This is a genomic window from Bradyrhizobium sp. JR4.1 (assembly GCF_040548605.1).
GTDB classification, from domain to species: Bacteria; Pseudomonadota; Alphaproteobacteria; order Rhizobiales; family Xanthobacteraceae; genus Bradyrhizobium; species Bradyrhizobium canariense.
The window spans coordinates 547,949-564,437 of sequence record NZ_JBEPRY010000003.1 but is presented as its reverse complement, the minus strand read 5'-3'; the positions used below and the strand labels follow the sequence as shown (position 1 = coordinate 564,437).

At 64.8% G+C, this 16,489-nt stretch carries 23 protein-coding genes; 13 read left to right on the top strand and 10 right to left on the bottom strand.

The annotated features are described in order from the left end of the window. Window positions 1–141 precede the first annotated feature (141 nt). The 4 genes from minC to ABIB90_RS11285 all read left to right on the top strand — a co-directional run bounded on the left by minC (window position 142) and on the right by ABIB90_RS11285 (window position 2,314). Entirely contained in the window at window positions 142–840 is a 699-nt protein-coding gene (minC, locus tag ABIB90_RS11300; RefSeq protein ID WP_007591741.1) for a septum site-determining protein MinC, read from the top strand. Window positions 841–859: 19 nt separating this feature from the next. Then, a complete protein-coding gene (gene minD / locus ABIB90_RS11295) occupies window positions 860–1,675 on the top strand; it encodes a septum site-determining protein MinD (RefSeq protein WP_007591740.1) in 816 nt (271 codons plus the stop codon). Beyond that, window positions 1,672–1,953, top strand: coding sequence for a cell division topological specificity factor MinE (minE, locus tag ABIB90_RS11290; RefSeq protein WP_007591739.1), 282 nt, complete (start codon window positions 1,672–1,674; stop codon window positions 1,951–1,953). Before minD ends, minE begins: the two co-directional genes overlap by 4 nt. Before the next feature lie 175 nt (window positions 1,954–2,128). Further along, the gene (locus ABIB90_RS11285; RefSeq protein WP_354167442.1) at window positions 2,129–2,314 is read left to right on the top strand and encodes a hypothetical protein; all 186 of its coding nucleotides are present in this window, start codon (window positions 2,129–2,131) and stop codon (window positions 2,312–2,314) included. 13 nt (window positions 2,315–2,327) lie between these two features. Here ABIB90_RS11285 and ABIB90_RS11280 read toward each other — a convergent pair whose 3' ends face one another. The 4 genes from ABIB90_RS11280 to ABIB90_RS11265 all read right to left on the bottom strand — a co-directional run bounded on the left by ABIB90_RS11280 (window position 2,328) and on the right by ABIB90_RS11265 (window position 4,801). Beyond that, entirely contained in the window at window positions 2,328–2,579 is a 252-nt protein-coding gene (locus tag ABIB90_RS11280; protein ID WP_354167445.1) for a hypothetical protein, read from the bottom strand. A gap of 110 nt (window positions 2,580–2,689) precedes the next feature. Beyond that, the gene (locus ABIB90_RS11275; RefSeq protein WP_007591729.1) at window positions 2,690–3,079 is read right to left on the bottom strand and encodes a hypothetical protein; all 390 of its coding nucleotides are present in this window, start codon (window positions 3,077–3,079) and stop codon (window positions 2,690–2,692) included. 92 nt (window positions 3,080–3,171) lie between these two features. Then, window positions 3,172–3,402 (bottom strand): DUF6894 family protein, encoded by a 231-nt coding sequence (locus ABIB90_RS11270; protein WP_354167448.1) that lies wholly within the window; start codon window positions 3,400–3,402, stop codon window positions 3,172–3,174. A 373-nt stretch (window positions 3,403–3,775) separates the two neighbouring features. Further along, entirely contained in the window at window positions 3,776–4,801 is a 1,026-nt protein-coding gene (locus ABIB90_RS11265) for a hypothetical protein (RefSeq protein WP_007591726.1), read from the bottom strand. A 355-nt stretch (window positions 4,802–5,156) separates the two neighbouring features. Between ABIB90_RS11265 and ABIB90_RS11260 the strand changes: the two genes are divergently transcribed. Then, window positions 5,157–5,774 carry a L,D-transpeptidase gene (locus ABIB90_RS11260; RefSeq protein WP_198288227.1) on the top strand — a complete coding sequence of 206 codons (618 nt, stop codon included), beginning with the start codon at window positions 5,157–5,159 and terminating at the stop codon, window positions 5,772–5,774. A 6-nt stretch (window positions 5,775–5,780) separates the two neighbouring features. Here ABIB90_RS11260 and ABIB90_RS11255 read toward each other — a convergent pair whose 3' ends face one another. Both ABIB90_RS11255 and ABIB90_RS11250 read right to left on the bottom strand, forming a co-directional pair. Beyond that, complete coding sequence (locus ABIB90_RS11255; RefSeq protein ID WP_354167453.1) at window positions 5,781–6,209, bottom strand: COG4315 family predicted lipoprotein; 429 nt, start codon at window positions 6,207–6,209, stop codon at window positions 5,781–5,783. 122 nt (window positions 6,210–6,331) lie between these two features. After that, window positions 6,332–6,796 carry a MarR family winged helix-turn-helix transcriptional regulator gene (locus tag ABIB90_RS11250; protein WP_354167456.1) on the bottom strand — a complete coding sequence of 155 codons (465 nt, stop codon included), beginning with the start codon at window positions 6,794–6,796 and terminating at the stop codon, window positions 6,332–6,334. A gap of 103 nt (window positions 6,797–6,899) precedes the next feature. On the opposite strand from ABIB90_RS11250, the gene ABIB90_RS11245 reads away from it, so the two are divergent. The 3 genes from ABIB90_RS11245 to ABIB90_RS11235 all read left to right on the top strand — a co-directional run bounded on the left by ABIB90_RS11245 (window position 6,900) and on the right by ABIB90_RS11235 (window position 10,448). Then, entirely contained in the window at window positions 6,900–8,822 is a 1,923-nt protein-coding gene (locus ABIB90_RS11245; protein WP_354167459.1) for an FAD-binding monooxygenase, read from the top strand. Window positions 8,823–8,984: 162 nt separating this feature from the next. Beyond that, entirely contained in the window at window positions 8,985–9,995 is a 1,011-nt protein-coding gene (locus ABIB90_RS11240; protein WP_354200679.1) for an SH3 domain-containing protein, read from the top strand. Between the two features lie 174 nt (window positions 9,996–10,169). Then, window positions 10,170–10,448 carry a hypothetical protein gene (locus ABIB90_RS11235; protein WP_027517641.1) on the top strand — a complete coding sequence of 93 codons (279 nt, stop codon included), beginning with the start codon at window positions 10,170–10,172 and terminating at the stop codon, window positions 10,446–10,448. A 19-nt stretch (window positions 10,449–10,467) separates the two neighbouring features. Here the strand turns inward: ABIB90_RS11235 and ABIB90_RS11230 are convergent, their stop codons facing one another. Next, entirely contained in the window at window positions 10,468–10,746 is a 279-nt protein-coding gene (locus tag ABIB90_RS11230; RefSeq protein WP_354167466.1) for a DUF3551 domain-containing protein, read from the bottom strand. Between the two features lie 139 nt (window positions 10,747–10,885). Here ABIB90_RS11230 and ABIB90_RS11225 point away from each other — a divergent pair, with 139 nt between their 5' ends. Together ABIB90_RS11225 and ABIB90_RS11220 are read left to right on the top strand one after the other, a co-directional pair. After that, on the top strand, window positions 10,886–11,065 hold the full coding sequence (locus ABIB90_RS11225) for a hypothetical protein (RefSeq protein ID WP_035992796.1): 180 nt from the start codon (window positions 10,886–10,888) through the stop codon (window positions 11,063–11,065). A 25-nt stretch (window positions 11,066–11,090) separates the two neighbouring features. Next, a complete protein-coding gene (locus ABIB90_RS11220; protein ID WP_354200678.1) occupies window positions 11,091–11,450 on the top strand; it encodes a hypothetical protein in 360 nt (119 codons plus the stop codon). A gap of 67 nt (window positions 11,451–11,517) precedes the next feature. Here ABIB90_RS11220 and ABIB90_RS11215 read toward each other — a convergent pair whose 3' ends face one another. Both ABIB90_RS11215 and ABIB90_RS11210 read right to left on the bottom strand, forming a co-directional pair. Next, window positions 11,518–11,862, bottom strand: coding sequence for a DMT family transporter (locus ABIB90_RS11215; protein WP_007591712.1), 345 nt, complete (start codon window positions 11,860–11,862; stop codon window positions 11,518–11,520). A 183-nt stretch (window positions 11,863–12,045) separates the two neighbouring features. Beyond that, a complete protein-coding gene (locus tag ABIB90_RS11210) occupies window positions 12,046–12,711 on the bottom strand; it encodes an O-methyltransferase (RefSeq protein ID WP_354167472.1) in 666 nt (221 codons plus the stop codon). Window positions 12,712–12,808: 97 nt separating this feature from the next. Here ABIB90_RS11210 and ABIB90_RS11205 point away from each other — a divergent pair, with 97 nt between their 5' ends. From ABIB90_RS11205 to pdxY, 3 genes are all read left to right on the top strand, one after another. Next, window positions 12,809–13,453, top strand: a complete 645-nt coding sequence (locus ABIB90_RS11205; RefSeq protein WP_354167475.1) for a TetR/AcrR family transcriptional regulator — start codon at window positions 12,809–12,811, stop codon at window positions 13,451–13,453. A 92-nt stretch (window positions 13,454–13,545) separates the two neighbouring features. After that, on the top strand, window positions 13,546–14,187 hold the full coding sequence (locus ABIB90_RS11200; RefSeq protein WP_354167478.1) for an FMN-binding negative transcriptional regulator: 642 nt from the start codon (window positions 13,546–13,548) through the stop codon (window positions 14,185–14,187). A gap of 49 nt (window positions 14,188–14,236) precedes the next feature. Beyond that, on the top strand, window positions 14,237–15,049 hold the full coding sequence (gene pdxY / locus ABIB90_RS11195) for a pyridoxal kinase (RefSeq protein ID WP_354167481.1): 813 nt from the start codon (window positions 14,237–14,239) through the stop codon (window positions 15,047–15,049). Between the two features lie 10 nt (window positions 15,050–15,059). On the opposite strand, the gene ABIB90_RS11190 is transcribed toward pdxY, so the two are convergent. After that, window positions 15,060–16,376: a hypothetical protein gene (locus tag ABIB90_RS11190; RefSeq protein ID WP_354167484.1), complete on the bottom strand. Its 1,317-nt coding sequence runs from the start codon at window positions 16,374–16,376 to the stop codon at window positions 15,060–15,062. Window positions 16,377–16,489 lie beyond the last annotated feature (113 nt).

The window sequence follows — 16,489 nt, the reverse complement described above, 5'->3', positions numbered from 1 at the left end:
CCGTCTCGGAGTACTGGATCGCCCGCTTTCGCGGGCGATGACAGTTGGGACGGGCACGTAACCCCACGGAGAAATTAACCGGCCATTAACCATATCGGCGGCATCGTTAACCATTCAATAACAGGGAACGAGTCGGCCGCTATGGAGGCTGCAGTAAAACCTCAACGCCAAATGGTTCGCCTGCGCGGGCGCTCCTATGTGGCCTTCGTGTTCGTGCCGACGGTTCCCATCCAGGACTGGCTGCAGGAGATCGACACCACCATCGCGCGCTCGCCGGGCTTCTTTGCCGGCCGCCCCGTGGTGATCGACCTGTCCTCGGTCGATCTCAGCCAGTCCGGCATCGGCCATCTGCTCACCAGCCTTCAGGACCGCAACATCCGCGTGCTCGGGATCGAGGGCGTGGAGGAGGGCCGGCTGACCCCCATGATGCCGCCGCTGCTTTCGGGCGGGCGGAGCTGCGTCATCGAACCGAGCGCTCCCAAGAAGGTTGAGGCGAAGGTCGAGACCAAGCCGACCTCCTTGCTGCTCGAAAGCCCCGTTCGGTCGGGCCAGACTGTGATCTTCCCCGAAGGCGACGTCACCATTCTCGGCTCGGTCGGCTCCGGCGCCGAGGTCGTCGCCGGCGGCTCCATTCACATCTACGGCGCGCTGCGCGGCCGCGCCATGGCGGGCGTGAACGGTCACACGAGCGCACGCATCTATTGTCAGAAGATCGAAGCCGAACTGCTTGCAATCGATGGCTTTTACCAGACAGCCGACGATATCGACGCGGCCCTGCGCGGCAAGCCGGCTCAGGCCTGGCTCCAGGGCAACACCATGCGAATTACTGCGCTGAACTGACCAGAAGGAGATTTCAGAGATGGCCAAGGTACTGGTCGTGACGTCAGGCAAGGGGGGCGTTGGCAAGACCACGACGACCGCCGCACTGGGGGCTGCGCTCGCGCAACGCGGCGAAAAGGTCGTGGTCGTCGATTTCGACGTCGGCTTGCGCAACCTTGACCTCGTGATGGGAGCCGAACGCCGCGTCGTGTTCGATCTCATCAACGTGGTGCAGGGCGTCGCAAAGCTGCCGCAGGCCCTGATCAAGGACAAGCGGTTGGAGAACCTCTGGCTGCTGCCGGCCTCGCAAACCCGCGACAAGGACGCGCTGACCGAAGAGGGCGTGGGCAAGGTCATCGACGATCTGCGCAGCCGTTTCGACTGGGTGATCTGCGACAGCCCGGCCGGCATCGAACGCGGCGCCTCCATGGCGATGCGCTTTGCTGACGAAGCCGTGATCGTCACCAATCCCGAAGTCTCCTCGGTGCGCGATTCCGATCGCATCATCGGCATGCTCGATTCCAAGACGGTGCGGGCCGAGAAGGGCGAACGGGTCGAGAAGCACATCCTCATCACCCGCTATGATCCCTCGCGCGCCGCGCGCGGCGAGATGCTGACGATCGAGGACATCCTCGAAATCCTCGCGACGCCCTTGCTCGGCATCATCCCCGAGAGCCAGGACGTGCTGCGCGCCTCCAATGTCGGCACGCCCGTGACGCTGTCGAACGCGGAAGGCGCACCGGCGCGGGCCTATATCGACGCCGCCCGCCGGCTGTGCGGCGACACCGTGCCGATGCAGGTGCCGACCGAGCGCAAGGGCTTCATGGACCGCCTGCTGCGACGGAGGGCCGCATGAGCATGGGTCTGCTTCGGCTTCTCCGCGGCAACAAGGCCTCTGCACCCGTCGCACGCGAACGGTTGCAGATCCTGCTTGCCCATGAACGCGGACTGCGCGGCCAGCCCGACCTGCTCGGTGTGCTGCGTGAGGAAATCCTCGCGGTCGTTTCCAGGCACGTCACGCTGGACCCGACCAAGGTCATCGTCCGGCTCGATCGCGGCGACGAGGTCTCGACCCTCGAGGTCGATATCGAGGTGCCCAACGATTTCGAGCGCAAGCGCGCGGCGGCCGGCTAGGGACCTCGGCCGCGACGCTTCAAATTTGGGGTGGGTGAAAAGGCGGTCCGCTGGGCATAGCGGGCCGCCTTTTGCGCGCCGACGGGAACGCTGCGGAACGAGGTCAGGGGCTCAATCGTTGTGAAAACCCGCGGCGGCGCGATGCACCGCGGTTTCGTCAAACGGGAGAACGCCCATGATGACCGAGGTCCAGGTCCACACCGTCGCGCGCCAGATGCTGGAACAGCATGGTTTTGCTGCGATCGCGAAGGCCGCCGAACAGGCCAGGGCTTGTGACGGCCGCGGCGAGGGCGATGAGGCCAAAGAGTGGCGTCACATCGCCGACGCGATGAAGATCATCCGCGGTCCGCACCAGAGCTGACACCCTCGCGCGTTCAACGCTCCCCACGGTCGGCGCCCTGCGGCGACGTGCGATGCTGCGTCTGCGGCTGTGAGCGCTCGCCCGTCTCCTTGCAGGGGAGCGGCTCCCACGAGCCGTCCGGCGCCTGCTGATAGGCGCTACACGATGAGGACGAGGTCGATTTGTCCTCGCCCTTCTGGGCGTCGGAACTCTTCGCCAGCACGGGCGCGGTCGTCACCGTTGCGAGGGCAAACGCGACGGTAAGGAGGACATGGTTGATCCGCATGGGGCTCCCCTGTTCGAATTCGAAGAGAGCCGCATGCTGGCGAGGATTGTGACGATTATTGGCCGAAGCAAAAGTTCCGGCACAGCGTGCTTAACGCCGCGCGATGAGCGCTAACCGCCCTTGCTGCGGATCAGGCCGGCGAGGTTGGTCTTCTGGGCCTCGCACCAGCTGGGCATGCCGAGGCGGCGTTGGTTGAGGTCGGTCGCCTGGGTGGCCACCGCGACCTCGGCCATCAGATCGTCGTCCTGCTTCTCGCCCAACTTGCCGCCGGTGTGCATCCAGGCGATCGCCTTGCGGACCTTCTCGGTGGTGCCTTCGGGCAGCTGCATCTGCTCCGCCTTCTGCACCAGATCCTGGTAGACGATATCGGTGCCCGGACATTCGACCTTGGCGGCGAAGGCCTGCAAGACCAAGGTGACATAGGTCGAACGTGGATGGTCGGCCGCCTGGGCCGGCGCCGCCAGCAGCAATAGCGCCGTCATTAGAAAACCAGTCCGCATCCTTGGTACCTCCCCGAATTTTCGGGAAGGCTAGCGGCTGCCGCGCCGCTCCGCAATGGGGATAGCGTGCGGCCGCGAAGACGGCCGGCGAGCTAGCGCCGCCAGGCCGGCACCGGATCGAGCGGCGTGCGGTAGACCTCGTTGTGATCGCGGTCGGTGACGCGCACAGCGCAACCCTTGCTTTGCAACTCGGGCTTCACCTGCGACAGCTCGGTGGCCAGTTGGACGGCGCGATCGGAGGCGACCTCGATGTCTTCGAGGATGATACCGCCCTGGTTCTTGAACTCTTCACCAACCACGAGATCGAAGGAATAGTAAGGCATCCGAATTCCCCGGTGTGACGAATTGAGCTTCGGCTTTCAACACATGACTGATGGTACCACTGAGTCGATGTTTATCGAATGAAAGGCGCGCGCAATCTCTGTGCTTATGGCGCAGAAATGATGTGCAGCATTCAAGCGTGTTAAGATTTTATTAAATATGTCGGCGTGATCATCAGGCATGGAATTGCAGCAGAACCGGGCTCCGGGAACCGGCAGCTGCAAGAGAAGGCCGCCGGCATAGATCCCGACGGCCTTTTCTCTTGATGGAAAACGATGGAAGCATCGCTTCCCCGTAGTCACCCGGATTCAACACGCCACATCGACTCGGACACCATCGCTGGCGCGACGCGTCGTGTCCTCGCGTGACGATGGTTCAGCGCAGCGGCATTGGCGGGCGTACGACAGGTCCATCGTCGTCGGCAACGGCTTGCGTCGTTGTCACAGGTGCAGCTGGCGGTGGGACCGCGGCAGCCTGCGACGGCGGCGGCGGAGCGAGCGGCGCGGGCGAATAAGCCGGCATGTAGGTGTGCGACACGACCGGCTTCGGTTTGCGAACCGGCGCCGTCGCAGGCCGCGGCGGCAGCACGGACATTTGCGCGCGCGGATCGACGCGCGGCTTCGCATCGGCCACCGGCTTCGGCGCGGGCGGCTTCGTCATCTCGCGTGCCATCTGCTCCTGCCCGGCCTTCAACTCGGCGATGTTGGCCTTGAGCTGCTCGATCTGTTGCGCCATCGCGGCGAGATCGCGCGTCATCGACTGCACCGATTGTGCAGGATCGGATTGTGTTGCCGTGGGCACCGCTGCTGCAACCTGGGTTGCGGGCGGAGCCGCAGATTGATCTGTCGGTTGATCCGTTGCGGCCTGATCCGTTGCGGCCTGGTCCGCAGGTGGCGCGGCCTGCGCGGCGGCGACCGGTGCCGTCTGCGAGGTCGAAGGCAGCAGCGACGCCAATACCGGCGTCCATTCGGCGAGCATCTGTCTTGCGGTGTCGCCGTGTTTCTCCCAAGCGATAGTGGCGGCCGCACTTCCGCCCGCAAACAGCATCGTGACGAACGCGCCGCGCAGCCATTTGCCAGCCGAGGAGCGCTTCTGCCGGCTGAGACCATCACCGGCCGCGACGCGCACGGCAGTGTCGACCGAGGGCGCTGCCGCCTGCGGCTCCGCGACGGGACTGAACTTCGGCTCCGGATTCATTCTGGACTTCAGCGTGAACGCCGGATCTATTTTGGGTTCCGGGCGGGCCGTGATCTCAGGCGCGAGCGCGGGCGCGACGCTGAGAGGGCGCGAGGCCAGCACAATGTCAGGCGAAATCTGCACCGCGTCGTGCGGGTCGTTGTTCGTGACCGTGTCCTTCACGATCTCATCGACGATTTGCCGAGAGTTCAGCGTCGCGAGCATCGCAGCTCCTTTGAAGCCCGGGTGGTTTGAAGCCCGGGCGTTGAGTAGTTGAAGTGTTGGCCGTCCGCATTCGCGCGAGCAGATCCGTTGAGGTGAGCCCGTCCAATTCCCCGAGGCCCAAGCCATGACGCACGAGTCCAGCCGGGTTTGACCAAAGCAAGGCGAGGGGATGGAGACTGTGCGACGCTCTTGCGCCCTTTGTGGTGATGGAACCCGCCTCAGAAAACACGCGTACGTGTTCCATAATGCCTTGTTTTCAGCACGATTTTGGCAGCATCTGGTGTTGCTGGGGGTGCTGCTATCGCTATCGGGGCCGGCGGTGCCAAGATCCTTATTCGTTCTATTCGTTGTTGCCATGCTTCCATTGGGCGGCTGCATGCAGACAACGCTTTCGCCATCGACAGATGCGAGCATGACGCCGCGCGACCGGCAGTTGCTGGCGCATACGCCTTACGCGCAAGCGAACGTGCCCGAGCAATATCTTCGTCATATCGTCGATTATCCGCGCAAGGAGCAGCCGGGCACGATCCTGGTCGATACCGATGCGCGCTATCTCTATTTCGTGCTGCCCGACGGCAAGGCGATCCGCTACGGCGTCGCGGTCGGCGAGGAAGCCATGGCGTTCTCCGGTGTCGCGCGGGTCGGCCGTCTAGCGGAATGGCCGGACTGGGTTCCAACGGCGGATATTCAGGCGCGGCTCGGACCCTATCCGGCGCGCGTGCCCGGTGGTCCCGCCAATCCGCTGGGTGCGCGCGGCATCTATCTCTATGCTGGCAACAAGGACACGCTCTACCGCATCCACGGCACCAACCAGCCGGAATATATCGGGCAGGCGATCTCGTCCGGATGCATCCGGATGCGCAACGAGGACGTGATCGATCTCTATGACCGGGTGAAGCTCAATTCAACGGTCGTGGTGCTGCCGCCCGGACAGAACGCGCAAGTCGAAGCGCAGCCCAGCTGGCGCGGGTAGGTCGCCCTAATTCTCGGGACGGGCAATGCGCCATTGCAGCGTCGTGGCATTGCCATTGGCCTCGCCCGGCGCCTTGTCGGCCGGCGAGGTGTAGAGCGGGCGATAGCGATATGCCCACATCTTGCTGCCGTCGTTACGGTTGATCACGGTGAAATCGCCGATCGCCTTGGCATCGGCCGTTGCGGACAGCGGCACCCAGCTCTCGACGCATTTGCCGTTGCAGTTCGACGTCTTGCCGGTGGTATCGCGCTCGTAATAGTAGAGCGTCATGCCGTTGAGGTCGACGAGCGTGGGGCCCTGCTTGGTCAGGATGACTTTCGCCGGTGAGGTCGCGGGCTTCGGCGGAGGAGGGGCATCGCCGCCGCCATGGCCGTTCGCGAGCGCAGGAGCGGTCGAGAGCGCGATCGCCGCCGCCGCAATGAGGAACCTGAACATCCGAAACTCCAGACCGGCAAAGTTAATCGCGCGTTAAACGCCGAATGCGGCGGACCGTAACAGGGGAAGGTTAGTTCCTGGTTTCGCGACACTGCGACAACGACCGGTAGAATTACGGGGGGTTAGGCCTGCACTTCGCGCAGCGGGGCGCGGCTGAGCTCGTTGCCGGCGGCGATGGCCTTGTGCAACAGCCGCATCAGATCCACACTTTCTTTCGCGCTGAGGCCGCGCAGCATGATGCGTTGCGCGGATTCGACGGCCGGCGTGATCTTGCGCAGCGTGCGGCGGCCTTCGTCGGTGATCTCGAGCTCGCGGGCACGACGGTCGCGGGGCGAGGCGCGGCGCTCCGCGAGCCCCTTCTGCACGAGGCGGTCGATCACGCCGGTGATGGTGGTGCGGTCGTAGGCGATCAATCCTGCGAGCGTCACCTGGTCGAGCCCCGGATTGGCCTTGATGGTCGCGAGTGCGGCGTATTGCACCGGCGTGAGGTCGAAGCCGGCATCCCCGACCTCGGCCAGAAACACCGCGACCGCGATCTGCTGGAACCGGCGCGCCAGATGTCCGGGCATGTCGTTGTTGTCTTTCACCGAATTTCTCCGTTGGGGCAGGACGGCCGGGATCGTTGACAAGTATACTGATAGTCAGCATACTGAGCAATATCCAAACAGAACGTTTCCGGGAGAGGTGCTCATGCAATTCCATCTCAATGGATTTCAGCCGGGCGACCCTGAAATCGCCGATCCCGCCACGCGCATTCAGGCTTCGGGCACAACGGGGGGCGTTCCTGACGAGGTCGATGTCCTCATCGTCGGCTGTGGCCCTGCGGGCCTGACGCTCGCTGCCCAGCTTGCGCAGTTTGCTGACATCAAGACCTGCATCGTCGAGCAGAAGCCGGATCGCTTGCTGGTCGGGCAGGCCGATGGCATCGCATGCCGCACCATGGAGATGTTCCACGCCTTCGGATTCAGCGAGCGCGTCCTGAAGGAAGCTTGTTGGGTGAACGAGACCACGTTCTGGAAGCCGGACGAGCGGATGCCGGAAAACATCGTCCGCAGCGGCCGGGTGCAGGACGTCGAGGACGGTTTGTCGGAATTCCCGCACGTCATCCTCAACCAGGCGCGCATCCATGACGGCTTTCTCGACGTCATGCGCAAGGCGCCGGCCAGGCTCGAGCCCCATTACAGCCGGCGCCTGCTCGACCTTCAGGTCGACCCGGCCGCGGGGCCGGCTGACCATGCCGTGACGGCGCGGCTCGAACGGGTCGATGCCGAGAACGAGGGCAAGATCGAGACGATCAAGGCGCGCTACGTCGTCGGCTGCGACGGCGCCCGCAGCATGGTGCGCAAATCGATCGGCCGCGAGTTGCTCGGCGATTCCGCCAATCATGCCTGGGGCGTGATGGACGTGCTGGCGGTGACCGATTTTCCCGACATCCGCTTCAAGGCCCTGATCCAGTCGGCGAAGGACGGCAGCCTTCTGATCATTCCGCGCGAGGGCGGTTACATGGTCCGCCTCTATGTCGAGCTCGCCAAGCTCGACGTCGGCGAGCGCGTCGCCAATCGCAACATCACCGCCGATGACGTGATCGCGAAGGCGCAGCGGATCCTGAAGCCGCATATGCTCGATGTGAAGGAGATCGCGTGGTGGTCGGTCTACGAGATCGGCCAGCGCCTGACCGACAAGTTCGACGACGTGCCGGAGACCGAGATCGCAACGCGTCTGCCGCGGATCTTCATCGCCGGAGATGCCTGCCACACCCACAGCCCGAAGGCGGGGCAGGGCATGAACGTCTCGATGCAGGACGCCTTCAATCTCGGCTGGAAGCTCGCTGCCGTTTTGCGGAAGCAGTCTGCGCCGAGCCTGCTGCATTCCTATTCGGCCGAGCGCCAGGCGGTTGCGAAAGAGCTGATCGATTTCGACCGCGAATGGGCGGGAATTCTCGCGTCCGCCGCCAAGGCCGGCGGCGCCGATGCCGCCAGGACGCAGGACTATTTCGTGAGGCACGGTCGCTACACCGCGGGCACGGCGACGCATTACCGCCCGTCGGTTCTGACCGGAGCGACGTCCCACCAGCATCTTGCGCAAGGCTTCGTCATCGGCACGCGCTTTCATTCCGCACCGGTGATCCGGCTTGCGGATGCCAAGCCGGTGCATCTCGGTCACGCCGCGCCGGCGGATGGCCGCTTCCGCATCTACGCTTTCTCCGGCGCTGAGGATCCGGCAGCAGCCGGCTCGGCCATTCGCGCCTTGTGCAGTTTTCTCTCCGACGCCCGGGAGTCGCCGGTCCGGCGTTACACGCCAGCGGCCGCCGACATCGACAGCGTGATCGACCTGCGGGCGGTCTTCCAGCAGGATCATCGCGAACTCGCCATGGAGGCGATGCCGGCGCTGCTGCTTCCGCGCAAGGGCCGGTACGGCCTGATCGACTACGAGAAGATGTTCTGTCCGGACCTCAAGAATGGTCAAGACGTTTTCACCATGCGCGGTATCGATCGCAAGGCCGGCTGCATGGTCGTGGTGCGGCCGGATCAGTATGTCGCGACCGTGCTGCCGCTCGATGATTTTGCTGCGCTTGCTGCGTACTTCGACGGTTTTATGCAGCAAGTGAACTGACGGGACGGCGGCGCACACTCTCTCTGCGCGCGGTCTCGATGAACAGCGAATGAATATTGAACCGCGCGCGGCATCCGTCTCGATCTTTCGGCGAATGAGACCTTCGTACGCGGAACGCCCGTTCCGCTGGCGCGTTCCGACTCGAAAGAGGAGGATTACGCCATGAAATTCCGAAGCGTGTTGTTAGCCGCATTGCTGCTCGCCCCGACGGCCGCGCTGGCCGCACCGGGCATGGTCACCGTCTCGACCGGCCTGCGCGCCGGGCCGGGTCCGGGCTTTCCGCTGGTCGACCGCATCCCCGAGGGCGCCCGCGTCGACATCCATGGTTGCCTGCGCGGCAATGCCTGGTGCGACGTGAGCTTCTCGGATGACCGCGGCTGGGTGTCGTCGCAATATCTCGAATATCTCTACCGCAATCATTACGTCTATCTCCCCGACTATGTCGACGAGGTCGATGTGCCGATCGTTCCGTTCGTGCTGACCTCGTACTGGTCGAGCTACTATCAGGGGCGGCCCTGGTATCGGCGGCATGCCCACTGGAATAGCTACTGGACTTCGCATCAGCGCGACGCGATGCGGATGACGATCGATCCGCGCGCGGCTCGCATCGGCCGCGCGGCAACGCGCGATGCGGCAGTCGCACTGGGGCGCAACGGCGCGAATGCCAAGCAAAGTGCAAGGGAAAATGCGAAGGAAAGCCTTAGAGGCGCGGCCGCGGTCTCGGGCCGTGATGCCCCGGCTTCACGGCACGACGCCGCGATCGCCAGGCGCGAGACTGCGGTGACGACGGACCGGGCCCGCGCGGGACGAAGCGACCGCATCGCGCATGAGCGGACCAATCTGCAGAGCCGCAATCCGCGCGATGCACAGGCCCGCGTCATGCACGAGCAGGCCGCGGGCCGCGCAGCGGTGCGTGCGCAACCGATGGCACGCGCACACGCGGCGCCGCGTGTCTCAGCCGCTCCCGCAAGCCGGCCTGCGATGCCGCATGTGGCCCAGCCCAATGTGAGCCACGGCTCGCCGATGAATGCTCATGCCCAGATGCCGGCGCCGCGCGCGGCTGCGCCTGCGATGCCTCATGGCGGTGGCGGCGGCGCTCCTCACATCAACGCCGCGCCGCATGGCGGCGGTGCGCCGGCCGGCGGTCCCGGTGGCGGGCACCAAAAGCACTAGAGTTGCCAACGAAAGCCCGGCCCTCGCGCCGGGCTTTCTGCTCGGGGCGGACCGGGTTCCGTGCGCGTACAATTTAAGAAGCTTCTTCGCGGGCAGATTTCATCGATCGTAATATGTCTACTCAAAGCTGTAAGCATTCCACTCGGGGCAGCGGGGCACGGGAGGATGACGACGATGAGACAGAACCAGGCGGAGACGCGCCGCCATAATGTCGCGAAGCGGTCGATGACCAAGGAAGCCAAGCAGCTGTCCGGCCTGATTGCCGGATTGCGCCAATCTCTCGAGGTGATTCACAAGGAGCGATCGAGCACAAAACTTTCCGGCGCCGAGATGGGCCTTCTCGACGAACGCCGCAACAATTTGCTGCTCACCATCGCAGCCCTCGATGACCGCCTCTCGGCGGTGCAGGGGCTGATCGATCTCGGCCGTCCCCATATCATTCGCGTCCACTGATCGGAGCGCAGACCTGATGCTATCGGCTTCGTCGCGGCGGCGACGGAACCGGGCTCAGCTGCCGGCTCGGCGTGGCATAAGGATTGGCGTAGCACTGGGCGGACTGCCCGGAGGCGGTCGCGGCGCACTGCGCGATTGTCGCAAAACTGCAATCGATGCTGCGGCCGTCGATCGTGTAGATCTCGATGCAGACGGGATGGCGCGGATCATAGGTCTGCGCGGCTGTCGGCGTCACGCCGAGCAAGCCCGCACTAGGCCAGCCCGCTACAAGCAGAATCGCATTCATGATGCGGCGCACGATCCATCTCCATCGTTCGGCCGGAACCAGGCACAATGCTGCCTTGGATGGCATCAAATTGCCACGCTCCCGGCGAATTGCCGCCAAAGCCCGCTGCCACGACGAGAGCGGGTGCAGGGGCAACGCAAGGGGATGCGCATTGGCCTACAAGATGGTCGCAGAACGCGACAACGAGAAGTGCAGTTTTGCCCGCGAGAGCCGTTTGCTCATCGTGGCGAAGGCGAAGGTTTGGGCAAGCGAGGGGTGGAAGGTCGTCATCACCGACCAGGACGGCAAGGCCTACGCGCCGCCCGAATTCGATCAGCTATTGGCGGCCTGACCGCAAGACGGGGCAGGGGACGACATTGATTTCGCACTTTCGACCGGGGCGCGACCTGATCACGCCCCTAGTGACTCTTGCAGCCGCGGCCGTCCTGACGACGACATTTTCCGCCTCGCAAAATCTCGATGCCGGCAAGTCGCCGCAAAAGCTCTTCGCCGATGGTTGCACGACCTGCCATCGCAGCCCACGCGGCCTTGCCAAAGGGCGCTTCAACCTGACGCTGTCCTGGTTCCTGAAGGACCATTACGCAACCAGTTCGGACACAGCCAAGGCGCTTGCCGCCTATCTGGAATCGGTCGATACGGCGTCCCCGCGAGCTGCGGCCAAGCCTGGCACAAAGCGATCCGGGCCGCGTGCTCCCAAGCCGTCGCAAACCCAATAGGCGTGAGTCGGCCGCTGGCAGGGCGTCGCGAAGCAAGGCCTGCCGGTGAACACCGTGCTTGCCGGCATCAATGCACCGTGCTCGCCGAGAACAGGTTGATGACCACGACTCCGGACACGATCAGCGCGATGCCGACGAAGGCCGCAGCGTCGAGCATCTGGCGAAACAGCACGAAGGAGACCGTTGCAGTGAGGATGATGCCGACCCCGCCCCAAATCGCATAGGCGATGCTCAGGGGGATGACCCGGATCGCGACCGACAGCGCGTAGAACGACGCGACATAGAACAGCACCATCGCCAGTGTCGGCCACAGCCGCGTGAACTGCACGGATTGCTGGAGGAAGGCGGACGCCGTGACCTCGAGGACGATAGCGAGGGCAAGTGCTGCGTAGGCATTGAAGGCGGAAGTCATCACGGGCTCGGGCGTGTTGTGCAAAGAAAGATACCGCGCGGTACGGGGAATATGACGTTTGCCCGGGTCCAGCTATCACGTGTCAGTGACGAGCCTGCGACACGGCCGAGCGCGGCACGACACCGCCGCGCGATGGTTTGCGCCGCGGCTCATTGGGTCGCGCCGGCTCGATGTGGCGGGGCGTCAGTTGATCCGCACCGAGAGTTCGACGTCCTCGGCAAAGGGCGTGGACATGTAGCCGCTTCCGGGCCTGCGCATGCGCGCCAGATAGTCGGGGCTGTCGTCGGCATTGTCGGCGACGATGATCGCGCCCGGCCGGAGATGGCCTTCGACCAGATCCAGGATATCGGGGTAGAGCGCCTTGGCGCCGTCGAGCAGCACGAGATCGATCGTATCAGGCAGATCGACTCGAAGCATCTTCAGCGCGTCGCCTTCGCGGATTTCGACGAGGTCCAGCAGCCCGCCGGCCGCGAGGTTCTCGCGCGCCCGGGCCGCCTTGGACGGTTCGAATTCGGTGGTGATGAGGCGGCCGCCGCCATTGTCGCGCAAACCCGCGGCAAGGTGCAGGGTCGAGGTGCCGAACGAGGTGCCGAACTCGACGATCGCTTTGGCGCGGGAGCTGCGTGCGAGCATGTAAAGCAGGTGACCGGTCTCGCGGGAGACCGCGAGCGGTGCGTCCTTCAGCCGCCCGTAGAGGTCGCGGTAAGCGGTCTTGCTCCGCATCATCCGTGCGCGGTCGGCGTCGGTCACATCGGCGAAGGCGGCTCGCATCGCGCCGCGCGCCGCTTCGTCCTGGTCGAAAAGACGATCGAGCAGTGGCGCAAGTGATGTGATGGTCGGGATGCTCATGCGTCGTCTCCAGATGTCGCCGCGAGGCGAGTGCTTGCGTAAGAGTTGAAATACGACTAATTCGTCGCATTCGCTATTCGCATTGCCCGAGGGCGCTATGGCCGATCGCCGAAGCCGTTCAGTTTCCTCACGAAAACAGCCGCAGCAGGCCCGCTCGAACGAGCTGGTGTCGGACATTCTGGAGGCGGCTGTTCAGGTCCTGGCGAAGGAGGGGGCGCAGCGCTTCACGACGGCGCGGGTGGCCGAGCGGGCCGGGGTGAGCGTCGGGTCGCTCTATCAATATTTTCCGAACAAGGCGGCGATCCTGTTCCGCCTCCAGAGCGACGAGTGGCGGCGCACGAGCGAGCTCCTGCGCGGCATCCTGGCCGACCGAGCGAAACCGCCACTGGTGCGGCTGCGCGCGCTGGTCCACGCCTTCATTCGTTCCGAGTGCGAGGAGGCTGCGATCCGCACGGCGCTCAGTGACGCCGCGCCGCTTTATCGCGATGCGCCCGAAGCACACGACGCGCGGGCCGCCGGTAAGGGCATCGTCGCGGCCTTCATGCGGGAGGCCCTGCCCGAGGCGCCGGATGCGACGCGGGAGCTTGCCGGCGAGCTGATCAAGACGACGCTGAGCGAGGTTGGCAAGCAGTTCTCGGAGACACCGCGCAACGAGGCGGAGATCGCGCGTCATGCGAACGCAATGGCCGACATGTTTTGTGCCTATATCGATGAGCTTGCGCGGCGGCGAAGTCATTCCTGACATCCGCGTTTGCGGGCCAATATCGTTTCCGACTTGACTGGATCATGAGTTAGCCTCGGTTTGTCCTCCAGCCAGTCATCGAGCGCCCCGCCATGCATGTCCTCCGCCCCCAATTCCGCATCGAGGAGCAGCAAGCGCTGGAATTCGCAAGCCAGCGCGGCTTCGGCATGATCGTCGCGGCGGATGAGCGCGGCCCGCGCGCCTCGCATGTGCCGTTCGTGCTGGAGCAGCGCGACGGGCGTGCGATCGTCCAGATCCATCTCACCGCCAGGAATCCGCTCGTCCCGCTCGCCGATGGCGCGCGGCGCTTTCTGCTGATCATTGCCGGCGACGACGCCTACATCTCCAACGACTGGTATTCTTCGCGCGACAACGTCTCGACCTGGCTTTACGAGGCCGTGCATTTGTCGGGCGTGGCGCATCTGCGCGGGCTCGACGTGAACCGCAGGCACGGCGATGCACTACTCGCGGTCTCGGAAGCGCGCTTGCCAAAAGCACCTTGGGACCTCGCACAGATGGAGCCAGACAAGCGCGAAACCATGTTGGCCGCCATTCGCGTCATCGATCTCGTGGTGGATACCGTCGAGGGGCAGGCCAAGCTCAACCAGCACAAAAGTGATGTGGATCATGTCGCGGTCGTGGACCGGCTGGCGCGGTCGGAGGAGAACGGGCATCGGCGGCTGGCGCGGAAGATGCAGGCTTTGCGGCCCGGGCTTGGGTATCACGGTTCGTGATCCGGGCTACTCTTGCGCCCTTCGGCATTTGACCCTACGGACCTCTTTCATGCTCGTCATCTCCATTCAAAGCCAGGTGGTCCACGGCCATGTCGGCAACAGCGCCGCCGCCTATGCCATGCAGGCGGAGGGCGTGAATGTCGCGGCGGTGCCGACAACGCTGCTGTCGAACCATCCGCGCTATCCGACCCTGCGCGGGCGGGTGCTGGAGACCGAGCTCGTTGCAGATCTGCTGAGAGGCGTCGAGGAGCGCGATCTTGTCGACGAGGCCGCGGTCCTCGTCACCGGCTATCTCGGTTCGCCCGGCAATGCCGCTGTCATTGCCGATTTCGTCGAGCGGGCGCTGACCCGCAATTCGAAGCTGGTCTATATCTGCGATCCCGTGATCGGCGATGACGGCCGGGTCTATGTCGCCGACGGCATCCTGGATGTGGTCCGGCACCGGCTGCTGCCGGCCGCCAATCTGACCACGCCGAACCAGTTCGAGCTCGGGCTGCTCGCAGGCCTCGACATCTCGGATGCGCAGGGTCTGCGCGCGGCGTGCGCGATGCTGGCCGGGACCGGCCGCATCGACGTGGTCGCCACCGGTTGCACGCTCACTGACACGGCGGAAGGGCAGGTGGAAACGATTCTGTCCGCCGACGGTCAGTTGTCGCGCTTTGCGACGTCGCGCCTGCCGATCCGCCCCTCAGGCACCGGCGATCTTCTCACCGGACTGATCGCGGCACATCTGGCCAAGGGCACAGCGACCGAGACGGCGGTGCGGCTCGCAGTCGAAACCGTCTTTGCAGTGCTGGTGCGGACGCAGGAGGCCGGCACCGCCGAGATGCGGCTCGTACCGCTGCCGCCGCCGGGACGGTAGACCGTCATACTCAGGTCGCGCGCTTCGCGGCCGATTGCGCTGATTTCTGCGGCTTCGCGGGGACCTTCTGCTCGCGCGTCGCCTGTGCCTTCGCCTTTGGCAACTTCGCGCTTGCCACGGCCCGCGCCTTACTCGGCTTGACGTTGGCTTCCTTGCGGTCCGACGTGCCTCGGCGCGAGACGTATTCCGTACCGTCGACCGGGCCGACATGCGGGGGATCGCGGCCGAGATAGGGTCGGCCGATGCCGAGCGCCTTGCCATTGGCATCGACCCACTTCCACAGCACCTCGGTCGAGACCCAGCGCTGCGCGCGGTTGTCGCCCTTGGTGCTGACGATGTCGGCCGCCATGCCGTGCCCGTAGCCGCCGCGCGTGCTGCCGCCGTGATAGGAACGGTCGGAGGCAGCCTTCAAGCCGCTCGCGATCGACTGGCGATAGTCATCGCGGAACGCGCTGGTGATGCCCGGCGAAAGCCCGGCAGCCTCAGCCGCGAGCAACGTGCGAAACAGCTTTTTCTTGAAACTCTTGTCCATGCCGCCGATGACGTAGTCCATCATCGACATGCCGGCGCGGTCGGCCGCCTTCGGATCCTTCCAGCCAAAGTCCTCGTCGACCAGTTTCGTGAAGCTGCGCATCACGGTCACCATCTTGCCCTTGCGCTTGACGGTGACGGCGCGGCGATCCTCGACCTTGATCGAGTCTTCCTTGGGCGTGCGCTGGTAGAGCGCCCAGAGATAGCGGTCGATGCAGGCTTCCATGACGTAGCATTCGTCGAGGACCGCGGTCGTGTCCGCAGACGGCGAGGTCTTGCTCGCCGCGGGCGCGGGGCCGGTCGCGATCGTCGCGGGCGACAGCGCCTCGGTCGTCACGATCTCGGTGGGATCGGCGGATGCGAGCTTTACCACGGGCTCCGGCGCCGGAGCCGGAGCCGGCGCAACCTCGCTGGCGATTGGTGTCGGATCAGGCGAAATCTGCGGCGCGAGTGGCGCTTCGGTCGGCAAGATCAGCACTGGGTCGGCCGAGGCGAGCTTGATGGCCGGAACTGGCGCCTCGGGCGCTGCCGCTTCAGCGGTGACTGCGCTTGGTGTCGCAGCGACCGCGGCGGCGATATCCGCGGTCAGGGCGACGCCGTCCTCGATGGCCGCAGCGTGCGGGATGTCGGCGAGGTCGAGCCGACCAAGATCTTTTGCGCGCGAGACGGCAGAAGCATTGGCGCCGCTGTTTTCGATCAGGGCAGGGGCGTAGGCGGACAAAGAGAGCGCCAGCCAGCCGGCGAGAACCGCCGAGGGGCAGGAGACCGCCACCAGAAGAGACCGCCGATCATTCATGATCCCTGCCTCCAAACGGTTCTATTGAACCTCGTCTTCTCCGAACAGTCTGACCAGACAGTCTTGGCCAAACAGTCTTGGCCAAACAGTCTTGCACGAAAAGGCACGCCGCG